The sequence below is a fragment of the Mesorhizobium sp. M0663 genome, assembly GCF_040320585.1.
In the GTDB taxonomy this organism is placed as follows: domain Bacteria; phylum Pseudomonadota; class Alphaproteobacteria; order Rhizobiales; family Rhizobiaceae; genus Mesorhizobium.
In genome coordinates this window covers 92,081-107,244 of the sequence record NZ_JAMYPX010000009.1, presented here as the reverse complement: position 1 = coordinate 107,244, position 15,164 = coordinate 92,081, and the positions used below count along the sequence as shown (strand labels likewise).

Sequence of the window (15,164 nt, the reverse complement as noted above, 5' to 3'; positions counted from 1 at the left end):
GTGCTTCGATATTTTGTCTGGCGCATCGCCGTGATGGTTCCAACGCTGCTGGTCATATCGGCACTGGTGTTCACGATCATCGAACTTCCCCCAGGCGACTATTTCGACAGCTATGTTGCCGAGCTTCGGGCTCAGGGCGAAGCGGTGGATTCCGATCGCATCGAGATGATGCGCAAGGAATATGGTTTCGACAAGCCACCGGTCATTCGCTACTTCTACTGGGTCGGCGGGATGCTGCACGGCGATTTCGGCTATTCCTTCGAATATGAGCTGCCGGTTCGCGACGTCGTCGGGGACCGAATGTGGCTGACGGTGCTGGTTTCCTTCGTCACGATCATCTTTACCTGGCTCATCGCCTTTCCGATCGGCATGTACTCCGCCACGCATCAATACAGCTGGGGCGACTACGGCCTGACTTTCTTCGGCCTTCTCGGCCTTGCGATTCCGAACTTCATGCTGGCGCTGATCCTGATGTATTTCGCCAACATCTGGTTCGGCACGTCTATCGGCCATCTCATGGACCAGCAATATCTCGGCGAGCCGATGAGCTGGGCCAAGGCGAAGTCGATCCTCGCCCATCTCTGGATTCCGGTCTTGATCATCGGCACCGGGGGCACGGCAAGCATGATCCGGCGACTGCGCGCCAATCTGCTCGATGAGCTACATAAGCAATATGTCGTGACCGCGCGCGCCAAAGGCCTTCATCCCTTCAGGGCGCTGGTCAAATATCCGCTGCGCATGGCGCTCAATTTCTTCATTTCAGATATCGGCTCTATCCTGCCGGCCATCATCTCCGGCGCCGAAATCACGGCAATCGTGCTGTCTTTGGAGACGACCGGGCCGATGCTGATCAAGGCGCTGCAAAGCCAGGACATGTATCTGGCAGGGTCGTTCCTGATGTTCCTCGCCTTCCTGACGGTCATCGGCGTCCTGATTTCCGACCTGGCGCTGGCGCTACTTGATCCGCGAATTCGTTTGCAAGGCGGCAGCACCAAATGAACACGCAATCGCCGCTGCCCGCTCCGGGCGCCCCACTGCAACACTACGTTTCCATCGCGCCCTTTGACCTGCAGTCGGTCGAGGCGATGACGCCGGAGCAGTCGAAGGTCTTTCAGGCGTCGCAGCTGCGGCTGATGTGGTGGAAATTCCGTCGGCACAGGCTTGCCCTTGTATCCGGCATATTCCTGGCAGCGCTTTATTGCGGGATACTGATCTGCGAGTTCCTGGCGCCCTACGATCTGCACACGCGCAACATGGACTACATCTATTCGCCGCCGCAGCGGGTGCACCTGTTCCACAACGGCCAGTTCGTCGGGCCGTTCGTCTATGGCCGCCAGATGACGCTGGATATGGACACGCTCAAGCGGAACTACGTCGAGAAACAGGATGATGTTCAGCGGATCCGTTTCTTCTGCAAGGGCGACAGTTACCGGTTCTGGGGCCTTATCGAAGGTGACAGGCATTTTGTCTGCCCCGCCGAAAACGGCCAGCTCTTTCTGGCCGGCACTGACAGGCTGGGGCGCGATGTGCTCTCGCGCATCATCTATGGCGCACGCATTTCACTGACAATCGGCCTCGTCGGCATCAGTTTCAGCTTCCTGCTCGGCATTGTCATCGGCGGACTGGCCGGCTATCACGGCGGTATCTTCGACCTGATCGTCCAACGGATAATCGAAGTTCTGCAATCGATCCCCAGCATTCCGCTATGGCTGGCTCTGGCGGCGATCATGCCGATAACCTGGAGTCCGATCCTGATCTATTTCGGCATCACCGTCATCCTCGGGCTGCTCGACTGGACCGGACTGGCGCGGGCCGTGCGTTCAAAGCTTCTAGCCTTGCGCGAGGAGGATTACGTTCTGGCCGCGCAATTGATGGGCGCCAGAAGCAGCCGCATCATCGGGCGGCATCTCATTCCCGGCTTCATGTCGCATCTGATCGCGACGGCGACGATCTCCATACCCGGCATGATCCTGGGCGAGACGGCGCTGAGCTTCCTCGGGCTCGGCCTGAGGGCACCGATAACCAGCTGGGGCATCCTGCTCACCGAGGCGCGCAGCGTCAGCGTGATCGCGTTCTATCCATGGCTGCTTTTGCCGATGCTCCCCGTCGTTCTCGTCATCTTGGCGTTCAACTTCCTCGGCGACGGGTTGCGGGACGCCGCGGACCCGTACAAGTGACAGCGCTATTCCGCCGCGCGCAGTGCCGCCGACTCCACCCGTATGATCCTTGTCGGCAACTGTTCGCTTGTTGCAGTGTTCATCGTCCGCCTCTACACGCGGCAAGACTCGATCGGGGTTTAATACGTCGGCCTCGGGTTTCAGCCGCGAAACGCTCTGGTCGGGGGCAGTTGATTTCGTGAACTGGTTCTGGACATACAATCGCACATGAGTCGCCTTGACAGTTTCATCCGGAGGATGACCGCACAGCGCGACATACTTGATCATGTCTGCGCCGAGGTGGCGAAGATGGAGGGGCCTGTGCTCGAGCTCGGCCTCGGCAATGGCCGGACGTTCCACCATCTGCGCGAGCGCCTGCCCGGACGCCGGATCGTAGCGTTCGACCGCGCACTTGCCGCACACGCCAGCTCAATTCCCGAAGCTGAAAACCTCGTGCTCGGCGAAATACGCGAGACGGCGAGCAGGTTCATTGGCATCGACGCCGCTCTTGTTCATGCCGACATCGGCACCGGCTATGAAGATTGCGATGCAGTGACCTCTACCTGGCTTCCCGATCTGACCGCGCGCCTGCTTCGCGTCGGCGGCATCGCGGTCAGCGGCACGCCGCTAGATCACCCGCAGTTGCAACGCCTCCCGCCGCCACCTTCGGTTCCCGCCGATCGTTATTTTATCTGTAGGCGCGTGTGAGGGGCCGGGACGAGCCAAATCTTCAGGGGCCAAGCCTTCAGGGGATCGTGTATACTGCTATCTCCCGGCCAATGCCGCGCAGCGAGACCTCGTGGGGCACGGGCGTCAGCGCGTTCCTGTGTAAGAGATCGGCGGTGAGATTGTCGTCGACCACCGCTCGAGTGGCGAAGATCGCCTGTGCGTTGGCAAGGTTCTGGACCCGCGAAGCAATGTTGACCGTCTGGCCGAAATAGTCCTGTCGCTCATTCATAGACACGGCGATGCAGGGGCCGGCATGGACTCCGATCTTGAGCAGCAGATCCTCGCGCCCGCTCTTGTCGTTGAGCGTACGCATGGCATCGCGCATCCTGAGGGCTGCAGCAATCGCACGATCAGGCGTCGCGAAGGTCGCCATCACCGCATCACCGATCGTCTTCACCACCGCGCCTGCCTCCGCCGTGACGATCTCGTGCAGAACCTGGAAATGCTCGCGCACGAGATCGAAGGCTGAAAGGTCGCCCACCCGCTCGTAAAGCTCGGTCGATCCGCGCAGGTCGGTGAACAGGAACGTCAGGCTGGTGATCTTCAGGCGCTGGTTGATGTCGAGTGTATCCGTGCGATAGAGATCGCGGAACGTCTGGTTGGTGAGCAGGCGCTTGGCGGTCAGGAAGGGCCGGCGTTTTCCCAGGAAATCATGCAATGCCTGGCCGGCGATGAAGACCGTCGGCAGCACGCGGGTGTCGGTCCGGTTTTCCAGCGAAATGCGCAACGGGCCGGGTTGCATCTCCAGCGTCTGGTTCTGGACATGGTCGCGGTCGAAGGCCAAAGAGAGGCTCCGGCGCTCCTTTGTTGGTTCGCCCTTCCCGTCGATGAACTGCGCTGAATGGGTGACCGGCTCGAAGACGATGATGAATTCGGACGGAAGCTGTATGGGCAGAACCGCCTTTTCACCGGGCGCAAGCTCGATATCCTCCAGCGAGAACGCTTCTAGCTTTTTCGCGAAATCCTCTTCCGGCAGATCGACGCCGGACGCCCAGTAGATTTGGCGGAAATATTCCGCCACCGGCAGTTCGTGTGGATTGTGGGCGGCAATCCTGCGCACGCGGGGACTGACGGTGAATGTCACCTCGACCATCTCGTCGAGGGTCGGTGAATAGCCCTCGGAGCACAGCGCGCAGGTGTATTCGTCCTTTTGCAGGGTTTTCAGCGTGGCGTTGGTGTCGAGCACGCCGCCACAGCCGGGGCACAGTACATTCCAGGAAATGTCGAAGATACCCACCCGCGCCGCATGGAGAAAGGCGCTTATTGCGCGCTCCTCGTCGAGGCCATGCTTGCTGGCGAAGGCTGGCGCATTGATGCGGCAAAGTTCGCGGTCCTCGCCCTCCGCGATGGTTCGCTTGATCGCGTCGATCGCCTGCGGATCGACATCGGCCGATTGTCGCAGAAGTGAGAACAGATCCTGAGCTTCGTTCATCGTGCAGGCTCCGGAAAATGCACCCCGAGGCGTTTTGACCGGACCGGTCTTTGGTCCGAGTGCTCCATCTTACTTCGAAACGGACCGTACGGCCATTCGAATGGATAAGCCTGGTGACCGTTCAATTTCCATTCGGCGGATTTTAACCGGCCGCAAGCAGCACTATGATGGTCCATGGAGCATTCATCTTTGGGATTTTCTCCCATGCCGACATCCGACAATCCGCCATTTCCCGCGGCCCTGCGCCTTTTTTCTGCGGTGGTCATCATCGTCCTGATCGTAGGCGCCGGCCTGTTTTTCATGCCTGCGCTGGTGAAACCGGGCTGGCCTTGGGCCGTCACGCCGTTCAATGCGCGCTTCCTCGGTGGCTTCTACACCGCCGAAATGGTCGTGATGGCGGCACTGCTGGTCTGGAATCGCTGGTCGCCCGGCAGGCTCGTGCTCGTCATGGCCTTCATCTTCACCGTCATCGTGTCGGTGGCTTCGTTCATCAATCTCGGCTATTTCAACTTCGAGCGCAAAGCACCCTGGCTGTGGTTTTTGGTCTATCTTGCTTCGGTCGCGGTATCCGGGCTGTTCCTGTGGCGGGCCAGGGCCCGTCCTTCTGCAAAAGGCGTGACCTTAAATCCCGCATGGAGCGGCTACATGCCGGCGGAATCCGCGATCCTTGGGCTCTATGGCGTCGGCCTGTTGCTGTTTCCCCTGACATTCAGTGGCATCTGGCCATGGCCGATCGATGCCTTCCACGCTCAGGTCTACAGCGCCATCTTCCTCGCCGGTGCGGGCGGTATATATCTCGTCTGGAGAAGCGCGCCGCGCGAGGAACTGCTGGTGCTCGGGTTGGCGCAGTTTCTGGTTGGCCTGCTTGCCATCCTCGGCGTCGTCATCACCGACGCTGCTGTGCACCGGATCGACTGGACGGCGACCGGGACATTGTGCTGGCTCGCCCTTTTCGGCTGGATAGGCATCAGCGGCGTCTTCAAACTCTACGCCGCCTCCCGGTATTTTTAGCTCGCAATCGGCATCATAGGTCAGAGACGGCTGGATTTTCAGGTGGCGTCCGGTGCATCGTACCGGGCCGATTGCCTTCGCCGGGAACGCCATGACCAGCACGACCTCGCCACCCTCCGAGAAAATCCAGCCGCTGCTGCGGTCCGTCCGGCCAAGCGATGCGGAGGCGCTTTGCGCTATCTTCAACATGCCGGGCTTCCGCTGGGGCACGTTCAGGATGCCTTTCGAGATGGTGGAGCAGGTGGCGCGGCGCATTGCCAAGTCCGGCCAGGAAACCACCTGGATCGTTGCCGAGCTGGACGGCAAGGTCGTCGGCCATGGCAGCCTGGTCGTGCAGGGTTCACCGCGCCGTTCGCATATCGGCGAGATCAATGTTGGCCTTGACGATGCCTTTGTCGGCAAAGGTATCGGCTCTGCCATACTTGGCGCGCTGCTTGACGTGGCCGACAACTGGCGCGCCCTGAAGCGGGTCGAATTGACCGTCTATGCCGACAACGAACCGGCCCTCCGTCTCTACAAGAGCCACGGCTTTGAGATCGAAGGCCGGCATGTGAAGGCCGGCTTTACCGACGGGCAGTACCACGACCTCCTGAGCATGGCCCGGCTGCGGTTCTAAGATCCGCTGTTTGGCGTTAGCTGTTTAGCCAGTCTGACAATTCGTGCGGAGCGAACAGGTGATTGCTCATGGAGAGCTGCGTAGGATACGGCCATTTCGTCTCACGCCATCTTAATCGAGTTGACGATCTATGTGTGGGCCGGCCGCATCCAGCAAGTCTGGTCTCGCTTGGCGTTTGCACCGCAAGCGGCTAGACGGGACCAATGACCGCCGTCTTTGACCCAAGCCCTACCCCTCCGGTGGAAATTCTGGCTGTGCTGTCGCTGCTCTGCCCGGAGGTCGTGCGCGACATCGAGCAGAACTGGAATGCACCGGTTTCCGACTACGCCCGCCATCTTTGGCGGCCGGTGGCAAGGCCTGCATCGGGCCCGGCGATCGCTGCCCGCTCGATCCTGCGCGAAGTCCTGCATCAGCGCCTCGGTAGGATCATGCAGCCTGACGAGATCGGCAAAGCCCTCGACGAGTTCGAGCACAGACCGGTGATTCAGTCCGGCCTGCACTGCCTGCTTCTGATGGACCGGATCACCTTCGATGCCCTCCTGCTTGCCTGGCTCGGCGCGGTCGAAAACGGGCTGTCGGCCTTCGTCGGCTTCATGGGAACGACAATGACCATGGAGACAGTTGGCCGGGAGGGGCCGGGATGGCTCGACGTCGGCGACGACAAGATCAACCTGTTTGGCATGGGGCGCCACAAACTGTGCCGCAAAAGCGCCTGCGTGGCCGGTCCCGTCTCCCTCAACAAGCGCGCGCTCGAAGCGGTGGGCGACGAAACGGATGCCAGCCGCTGGCTGGGCACACTGCTTGCCAGCCAGGACAAGGTGTTTGAAACCGCCGCCGATGCGCTGACTGCCCTGAACCAGGATCTGGTCGCCAATTGGGATCGTGCCGGCATGGCCCTGCCGGTTTTCATCGATGATCGGGCCGCCGCGGCTGCCATGGCGCGGCATCTGGAATATGACGGCAGCCTTCTTTCCAGGCTGCTCATTGAACCCGCAAGACGCCAGCGTCTCGAACATGCCTGGCAAGAGGCCGCATCGAGCCCATTTGGCAGATTCCTGCCCAATGCCACGGACTATTTCTGGGGAATCCGCGAGGAGCGCGTGCGCAAGCTCGTTCTCGAGAACGGGCACCTGATCGAGCCTGACAGGCCGCAAGGTCTTTCCATCCCGTTCGAGCGGCCACATCTCAGGCGGGCGCTGCTGGAAGGCGTGCTGCTGCCGAACTTGTTCCTGACGTTCCTCGTCCTTGCCATATTGCCGCGCGTGCGGGTCGTGGGCGGCCTGAGACAGATTGGCTACGTAGCGCTTTTCCACTCGATCCTTCTGGCCGTGCTGGACGAAAACGCGCCGGAAGAGCGCGATCTGGCCGCGGAGCTGCAGGTTCGGGAAAATGCCTGGGGCATGCGGGTCATCGATGAAAAGATCTCAGTCCGCGAGCAGCTTGCCGGCCTGCCGGAAGTGGCGCTCTTCCCAAACCTGCTCCGGCAATACCGATTGCGGACATTTGCCGAGACGACCGACGACCTGAAACTGGTTCGCGAAAACGCCAGATGGCGCAAGATCGGCCAGGCAGAGATCAAGCCGACCTGAGACTAGTGCGCAACCGCAAGCGACGGCGATCTATCGGGGAGCCTCTAGCGTCTGATCCGGCCGCCTAGGCCTCACCTGTCATTGCACCGCACCGCCCCTTGCGGAGCCCATCCACCACGTGTTCGAAATCGACCGGTTCTTGTAGGGCAAGACTTTGCGACGGTATTCCAACGAATAGTCGGGATTGACGCGAAGCACCTCCTGCCATGCCGCGCGGGCTTCGGCGAAACGGCCCAGATGGCCGTAGCTGCGGGCCGGAAGCGCGCGAGACGTCGGTGACAGCGTTGCGAGTCAGCCCGTTGCATCAAGAGGTCAACGGCCTCTCATCTTCATGATAGCAGGAAGACGGAGGGTAAGAGGGAACTTTCGCAGACGACGGCCACGCAGCCGCCCGAATGGGCAGCGCTCTGCCACCGGACCCACACGGATCGCTCGCTGCCGCTTGCCCGTCGACGACTATCGGTGCATCCTTGTGAATAGTCTGGCCGTGAAGTGCGGGCGAGATCACGCCGTCACGGCCACTAGTGAGGTCTTGTTCGATGGACTGCTCGGGCTGCGGTTTCGAGATTGAGGGCGGTTACGCCTTCTGTCCGAGGTGTGGCAGGCGCCAGCCCGTGCCATGCGCCAGTTGCGGCTACACCTGCGCACCTGATTTCGAGTTCTGTCCGAAATGTGGGGCAAGCGTCGGTGCGCCCGCAAAAGCCGTCGAACGGCCTGCTCCGGCACCAAGCCGGACCATTGTGCCGCCTTCTCGAACTCCGTCGCTGCTTCCGAACATCGAAAGCGAAGAAGGGCTGCATCCCGTCTCTGACGCCGATCGCCGGACGGTAACGGTCCTGTTCGCCGACCTTTGCGGCTTTACGACACTCAGCGAGCAGCTCGACCCCGAGGTCATGCAAGCGCTGCAGAACAAACTGTTCAAGGAATTGACGGCGGCCGTGCGAAACTTTGGTGGTTTCGTCGACAAATTCATCGGCGATGCACTGCTCGCTTTGTTCGGTGCGCCGGTCGCGCATGAGGACGATCCGGAACGTGCGCTTCGCGCCGCTCTCGACATGATCGCCCGGACGGCGCGGCTCGGCGAAAGCACCCCCCACTCCGGCTCGCCTCTGTTACTCCACATCGGCATAAACACTGGTCCGGTCGTTACTGGCGGATTGGGCATCGGCACCGCCAGATCCTATTCCGTGACCGGCGACACAGTGAATACGGCGCAACGCCTGCAATCGCTGGCCGCACCGGGTGAGGTGCTGGTAGGCGAGCTCACTCACAGGCTGACCCGGCATGCCTTCTCTTACGAGTCGCTGGGTGATGTCGTGTTTCGCGGCAAGGCTGGCAGCGTGCTCGTTCATCGACTGGACGCACCGCTAGCGGTGCCGCGTGCAGCGCGCGGGCTCGAGGCGCTCGGCCTCAGTGCGCCGCTAATAGGTCGTGGTGCGGAGCTCAATAGAATGATGGCGAGCCTTGACCAGGCGTGCGGCGGCTCGGCCCAACTTGTCCGCCTCGTCGGAGAAGCCGGCATCGGGAAATCGCGGCTGATGAAGGAGTTCGTCGCCCGCGTCGGCGACGAGGAGCGTTTTCGCAACGTTGCCGTGCGGCAGGCCACGTGCTCACCGCGGGGTGAACAATCTTTTGGCGCCTTGGGCGCAGTGGTGCGCAGCGCTGCCGGGATGATGCAAAACGACAATGGGGACGAAATGCGGGGGAAGCTCGCAGGCTTGCTTGCCGATCTCGGCCTGCAGGGCGAGGAGGCGAAGCGGCTGATGCCTTTGCTCTACCATGTGCTTGGCCTTGGCGACCCCGATGCCACCTTGCAGCATGTCGAGCCCGAGCAGCTGCGGCGGCAAATTCTCTACGCAGTCCGCACAATCATCGAACGGCGGCTTGCGTTGTCGCCGCTATTGATTGTCGTCGAAGACCTGCACTGGGCCGACGCCGTGTCGCTCGAGGCACTACGTTTCGTGATGGACAGATTGGAACGCACGCGGTTGATGTTGCTGGTCACGCATCGTCCGGCGCCGGACAACGACCAGCTCGACTCAAGTCGGGTCAGTCACACAGCGCTCAGGCTTCCGCCACTCAACAATGATGACGGACGCAGCCTGCTGGCAGCGCTTTTCGGCGAGAGTTGGGTAAGCTCCGCGGGAGGGCTTGTCGACCAGATCCTCGAGCGCGCGGGCGGCAACCCCCTTTTTGTAGAGGAAATCGTTCGCGGCCTTATCGATCGCGGTGTACTGATGCGAGAGGGCCAGCGATGGCGGACTGTGGCAGGCGAAGTCGCAACCGGCATCCCCGCCACTATCCAGGCAATGTTGCTTGCCCGCGTCGACCGGCTGCCCCAAGAGGTGCGCCGGTTGGCCCAGGAGGCCGCGGTAATCGGCCCGCGCTTCGATGCCACACTTCTGAAAACCGTGACAGCCGATCCCGGCCGGCTCGAAGCCGGCTGCGAACTGCTTTGCGATGCGGAAATCATCGAGGAAGTTGCCGGATCAGGCTCGGTCTCGTCTCAAAGCTACCGCTTTACGCAAACATTGCTGCAGGACGTGATCTACCAGAATCTGCTCCTGCAACGCCGGACCGAAATCCACGGGCGGATCGGTGCTGCCTTGGAGCAACTGGGCGGCGACGAGCCGGAACGGCTCGAGGATTTGACCGTGCTCGGTCATCATTTTGCACAGAGCGCCGAGCGGGAGAAGGGCGCGCATTACCTGCAGGCGGCAGGCGATCGCGCTCGCATGATATATGCCAACGACGACGCCCTTCGTTTCTACGAGCGAGCACTGACTGCGTTGGGCGCGATCGGGCAAACACCGCTCAAACTGGCAATTGCAGAGCGCATTGCCGATTTGAGCGGCCCGGCAGGCCGCCGCGAGATCGCGCACCACCACTACGAGACGGTGTTGCAGGCATACCGCGAGTCGGCCAATCGCGTCGCCTCGGCGCGAGTTTTGCGTAAGATCGGTCGGCTACTCTGGGATGTCGGCAAGCGGGACAAGGCAGAACCCCGCTATGCTGAGGCGGCAGCGCTCCTCGATGGAGCGGATGCCCCGATCGAGCAGGCGCATCTGTGGCAAGAACGTGGCCGACAGGCGTTCCGTAGCGGAGATCACGCTCTCGCGGCAAAATGGGCAGACGCGGCGCTGGATTGCGTAGGCACACTGACAACGGAGCATGTCTCCGAGGTAAGGTGTGATGCCACTCTTGTGACCGCCGAGGCACTCAATACCAAGGCTGTCGCGCTGGCTCGCCTTGGGCGAAACCGTGAGGCCGTGCGTCAGGTTGAGCGTAGCATTGAATTGGCCGAAGCCGCCGGTCTGCTGGGCGCGGCCTGCCGCGGCTACACCAATCTCGGCGTGCTTTACACGACCATCGATCCCGCAAAGGCGATGGAGGTCTGTCGGCGCGGTCTTGAAGTGGCGCGCCGTATTGGTGATTTGGGTTTCCAGGCGCGCCTCCTCGCCAATCTGGCGGTCGCTTGTTGTACTTTCACGGATCGCTGTCCAACGGAGGGCGTGCCTGCTGCCGAGAAGGCCATCGAGATCGACCGGGCGCTCGACCAGCGCGAGCACCTGCCGGTGCCGTTGATCGTGCTTGGGCAGATCCACCAGTGCAACGGCCGTCCGGACCTGGCGGTTGGGTTGTTCCACGAAGCACTGGACGTAGCTCGCGAAACGGGCGAACCCCAACTGCTGTTTCCGTGTTATGATGGTCTTGCAACGCTTAATCTCGACCTCGACAATCTGGCCGAGGCCGAACGCTACTTTTCCCTGGCGCAGGGTATATGCGCCCAGCACGGGCTCGACCCGGAAGCGCTTGTGGTGCTGCCTTTTCTCGACTAGCCGGGGTTGGAGGTTGGAAATGTCCGCGCGTAGTGACTTGGTGCCGCTTCAACCGGGCGACCGTGCGCCAAACGTGGTACTCGACGCCATTACCCAGGAAGGCAAGATCGCGCTTGACGATTTTCGCGGCCAAAAACCGGTGCTGGTCGGCCTGTTTCGAGGTCTGCATTGCGCGTTTTGCCGGCGCCATATCGCCGCCCAGGCGCGGCTTGATCCGGAGCTGCGCGAAAAGGGCGTGGAGAGCCTGACGGTGGTCAACACGCCGATCGAACGGGCGCGTCTCTATTTCCGCTACCATCCGATGCCGAATCTGCTTGCGGCCTCCGATCCTGAACGCGCTTCACATCGTGCTTTTGGACTGCCCAATCTCGAATTCACCCAAAACGAGACGAACTGGCCGTACAAGGTCTCGATGGCAGCGGCAAAGGATATGCGGGTCGACATACCAGGCGAGTTGCCCGGTCCTATGGATCCTCTTGCGGCCAGCGAAATCCTCAACAAGAGGGACCATTACGAGCTGACCGAAGCCGACGAGCAGATGCTAGCAACGGGACACGGACAATTGGTCGGTCAGTTCCTGCTGGACCGGCAGGGGATCGTCCGCTGGAGCTTCACGGAGGTTCCAGAGGGTGGGCGATACATGTTTGGGGCGCCAAGCCCGCAGGAGCTGATGTCAGCCGTATCCCAAGTCGCCCAATAGACTTGCGAACGAGGTAAGCGGGCGGGACACCGAATAAAAAGCGGAACCAATTTGTTACAAATCTAGATACTGACAAGTTCACCGTTCATGCGAGCACGGCCTCGACTTTGCCAACAAAGTCATCGAGCAAGTGATCTCCGCGAATCTCGATGCGCGGAAGGTCGATGGGATCGCAATCGAGGTCCGCCGGCCCGTGTCTGCCGCCGAAGCCGATTCGATAGCCGCACTCCTTGGCCAGCCTGCCAAGCCGTCGGTCGGTGACAGAGAAGGGTGCCGCGAACGCCGTGGTTGGCCGACCGGTCCATCGTTCGATGAACATACGAGAGCGCAGGAGCTCGGCGGCCAAGTCAGAGCTCGACAGACCATCGATCGCGCGATGCGTCGCCAGATGGCTTCCGAAGAACGCACCTTCGCCGGCGAGGCGTCGCACCGTCCCGGCGTCCATAAGCTGCGTCGGCGGGCCGCTGTAGGCGTCCCATTGTGCGCTTTCACCCACCAGGTCCGTCACCAGGAACACTTCCGCGGTCAGGTCGTTCGTGCGCAAGGCCGGCCAGGCATGGTCGGCAAAGTTCTGGAAGCCGTCATCGAACGTGATGAGCACTGGGCGGCCAACGAAAGGCTGACGGTTGACGATGAACCATTCCAGCTGCTCGGACCTAATCGCGTGAAAGCCATTGGCGCGCAGCCATGCCATTTGGCTGGCGAATGCGGCGGGCGCGAGCCGAAAACGGGCGAGCGCGGCCGGACCATCATCGGCGACGCTGTGATACATGAGGACGGGGATACGCTGCCGCCGCTCGCTACGTGCCACGTCGCGACGCAAGGCCCGCGCCCCGCCCCAGACGATATTTCGCGCGACCCCGATTTCAACGGGTGCGCGGATTGGCACATGATCTACCATCGGTTCCGTCGCCACGTCGCCTGGTGACAAGCGGCGGAAGCGGTCTATGCGGTAGAGCTCGGTCTGGATCGATTGCTCGAGGACGAGGCCGTCGGTCGCTGCCAGCGTCTCTGAGATCGCTTGTGCACCGAATGTGTTCCAGTCGAAGCCCGTCCTTCCAACATTGTCTCGTAGCACGAATGCGTGTGCGCTGATGAAACTGCCGCCAGGCGCCAACGCCTCAATGAGTTTTTTGGCGATGCGCCGCACATCGGCGAGATCATCCAGGTAGTAGAGCACTTCCGAACACACGATCAGATCCATTTCGCCCGGCAGCGTGTCCGCAGAGAAATCCAGTACGCCGAACTCAACATTCGGCTGATCGCTGCATCGCGCGCGCGCCCGTCCGACGGCTACGGCGGAGATGTCAGTTGCGGTCAAATGGCCCACGCGCGGCGCCAGCTGCCGCGTGAAGTGGCCCTCCGCGCAGGCCAGCTCAAGCGCCCGTCCGATGGGACCGGCAGGCAGAATTTCGAGCTGCCGCTCATATTTTTCCTGCTCATAGGGCGAACCGTAGTTCCAGGGATCCTCGGTCGCGAAATGGCGATTCCAGAAAGATGTGCGATCATTGTCGCGCCCATCCGCGGCCCGTGCACGGCGCGGCGCTGTAAAAGGCTCTTTAGTTTCGGCGCTCGACCGAACCAGCGCCTGCGCTTCCGCGGCCAATCCCGCGAGTTTGCCGAAATGGCTGTCCCGATCAGACCGGCGTCCCGCCATGGACAACAATACCTCGGCTGCAAACATGTTTGACTTGTCGGCACCGGCGCCCTTTTGCGGTGCATCTACAGGCGATCGCCTCGCAAGTCGCGCGGCACTGTGCATAGGCCGCTCAGGGGGCACGAAATTCAGGATCAATTCAATCCAATGACGCCTTGTCACTCTCCCGAGTACGCCGAACTGCACGAGAGCCTCGATCTGGCCATCCATCATCAGATGGGCATAGATTTGATCGATTCCTTCCGGCACTTCGATCGAGGCCGGATTTCGCGCGTCGACACGAATTCCAAGTGTCCGCGCCAGCCTGCGCGGCGCGGCAAGATCGTCGACATCGAGCAGCATTTGCTCAAAGTGATACTGCACGCGGCGAGCCGCGTCGGGATTATTCCAGACCTTGCCGAGTTCGATGATCAACTCGGTGAGGGAGCCGCCGAACCTGTCCCACCTGGCAGCCAATTGCGCTGGCACCGACAGGCTTCCTACCATAAGGCCATCGACGGCCACCTTGGCGATCTCACGCGCCCACTTACGTCCTGCCGGGAGCGTGCGCAGGGACTGCGGGTTGATCGAGCGCGAGCCGCAGCCGCAATCCGATGCGGCGTTCCACAACGCGAACCACGCGAGTGCTTCTGAAGCGGTGTGGCCGTTCGCGTCGGTCGCTCCATTGGCGTGAGCCGATGCCGGGTGTTTGACCCTGGGATCGGCGGAAAAGCCGCGGGCGATCACGATTTCCGCATCTGCCAGCACCTGCGTCGAATTGCGGCTGAGCGAGTTGGGGCTGACCCGATAAAAAGCGAGCGGCTCGTCGACCATCACCCAATTTTTGCCTAGACGTGCGAGGCGCTGCCACAGATCCCAGTCCTCGCAGGTGCGCAGCGACACGTCGAAACCGCCCAACTCGACAATTATCTCCCGATCGACCAGCAGCGCGTGAGTGCGGACGGCACACCGGCGGGCGAATGTTTCGAAGGGCTGGATCGCAACCTCCGTCGCGATGCTCGACGCCGTGAGTTCGCCATCGGGCATCACGCGTCGGGAACCGCAATAGGCAGCCACTGCATCGGGAGCGGATTTCAGTGCGGCCAGCATTTTGGCAAGGAAGCTGGCACCCACCCAATCGTCCGCATCCAGAAACATGAGCCAGTGGCCGCGCGCTGTCGACATCCCGCTATTGCGCGCGCCAGCGGCGCTATACGCGCAAGAGCTCAATGTCCGAAACCGGGCATCGTGCTCCACATAACCGGCGATGATCGCGGGGGTGCGGTCCGTGGAGGCGTCGTCGACGATGATCGCCTCCCAATCCACTATTTCCTGATCGAGAAGGCAATCGAGTGCGCGCGCCAGCGTTACCTCCGCGTTGTGCGCAGGAACCACGATTGAAACCAAGGGATTATGCGCCACGCCGTGTAACCCGCGCGTTGGTTCGAAGGTAGAA

10 protein-coding genes and 1 pseudogene are annotated in these 15,164 nt (G+C 61.6%); 8 read left to right on the top strand and 3 right to left on the bottom strand.

The window, feature by feature from the left end:
- From NKI54_RS18090 to NKI54_RS18080, 3 genes are all read left to right on the top strand, one after another.
- Complete coding sequence (locus NKI54_RS18090) at window positions 1-999, top strand: ABC transporter permease (protein WP_352570080.1); 999 nt, start codon at window positions 1-3, stop codon at window positions 997-999.
- A complete protein-coding gene (locus NKI54_RS18085) occupies window positions 996-2,177 on the top strand; it encodes an ABC transporter permease (protein ID WP_352577336.1) in 1,182 nt (393 codons plus the stop codon). The genes NKI54_RS18090 and NKI54_RS18085 overlap by 4 nt, the downstream gene beginning before the upstream one ends.
- 207 nt (window positions 2,178-2,384) lie before the next feature.
- Window positions 2,385-2,864 (top strand): class I SAM-dependent methyltransferase, encoded by a 480-nt coding sequence (locus NKI54_RS18080; RefSeq protein ID WP_023675968.1) that lies wholly within the window; start codon window positions 2,385-2,387, stop codon window positions 2,862-2,864.
- A gap of 37 nt (window positions 2,865-2,901) precedes the next feature.
- Here the strand turns inward: NKI54_RS18080 and NKI54_RS18075 are convergent, their stop codons facing one another.
- On the bottom strand, window positions 2,902-4,317 hold the full coding sequence (locus NKI54_RS18075) for an adenylate/guanylate cyclase domain-containing protein (protein WP_023675969.1): 1,416 nt from the start codon (window positions 4,315-4,317) through the stop codon (window positions 2,902-2,904).
- A 204-nt stretch (window positions 4,318-4,521) separates the two neighbouring features.
- On the opposite strand from NKI54_RS18075, the gene NKI54_RS18070 reads away from it, so the two are divergent.
- The 3 genes from NKI54_RS18070 (at window position 4,522) to NKI54_RS18060 (ending at window position 7,533) form a co-directional block, all read left to right on the top strand.
- The gene (locus tag NKI54_RS18070; RefSeq protein WP_352577334.1) at window positions 4,522-5,328 is read left to right on the top strand and encodes a hypothetical protein; all 807 of its coding nucleotides are present in this window, start codon (window positions 4,522-4,524) and stop codon (window positions 5,326-5,328) included.
- Between the two features lie 91 nt (window positions 5,329-5,419).
- Window positions 5,420-5,944: a GNAT family N-acetyltransferase gene (locus NKI54_RS18065; RefSeq protein ID WP_023675972.1), complete on the top strand. Its 525-nt coding sequence runs from the start codon at window positions 5,420-5,422 to the stop codon at window positions 5,942-5,944.
- Between the two features lie 203 nt (window positions 5,945-6,147).
- A complete protein-coding gene (locus tag NKI54_RS18060; protein ID WP_023675973.1) occupies window positions 6,148-7,533 on the top strand; it encodes a hypothetical protein in 1,386 nt (461 codons plus the stop codon).
- Window positions 7,534-7,597: 64 nt separating this feature from the next.
- Here NKI54_RS18060 and NKI54_RS18055 read toward each other — a convergent pair.
- Window positions 7,598-7,856: pseudogene (locus tag NKI54_RS18055) on the bottom strand (tetratricopeptide repeat protein); the annotation flags it as partial.
- A 216-nt stretch (window positions 7,857-8,072) separates the two neighbouring features.
- On the opposite strand from NKI54_RS18055, the gene NKI54_RS18050 reads away from it, so the two are divergent.
- Window positions 8,073-11,372: an adenylate/guanylate cyclase domain-containing protein gene (locus tag NKI54_RS18050; protein WP_352692090.1), complete on the top strand. Its 3,300-nt coding sequence runs from the start codon at window positions 8,073-8,075 to the stop codon at window positions 11,370-11,372.
- Window positions 11,373-11,391: 19 nt separating this feature from the next.
- Window positions 11,392-12,072: a redoxin domain-containing protein gene (locus tag NKI54_RS18045; protein ID WP_023675975.1), complete on the top strand. Its 681-nt coding sequence runs from the start codon at window positions 11,392-11,394 to the stop codon at window positions 12,070-12,072.
- 85 nt (window positions 12,073-12,157) lie between these two features.
- Here NKI54_RS18045 and NKI54_RS18040 read toward each other — a convergent pair whose 3' ends face one another.
- The gene (locus tag NKI54_RS18040) at window positions 12,158-15,130 is read right to left on the bottom strand and encodes a trifunctional glycosyltransferase/class I SAM-dependent methyltransferase/polysaccharide deacetylase (RefSeq protein WP_352594341.1); all 2,973 of its coding nucleotides are present in this window, start codon (window positions 15,128-15,130) and stop codon (window positions 12,158-12,160) included.
- Window positions 15,131-15,164 lie beyond the last annotated feature (34 nt).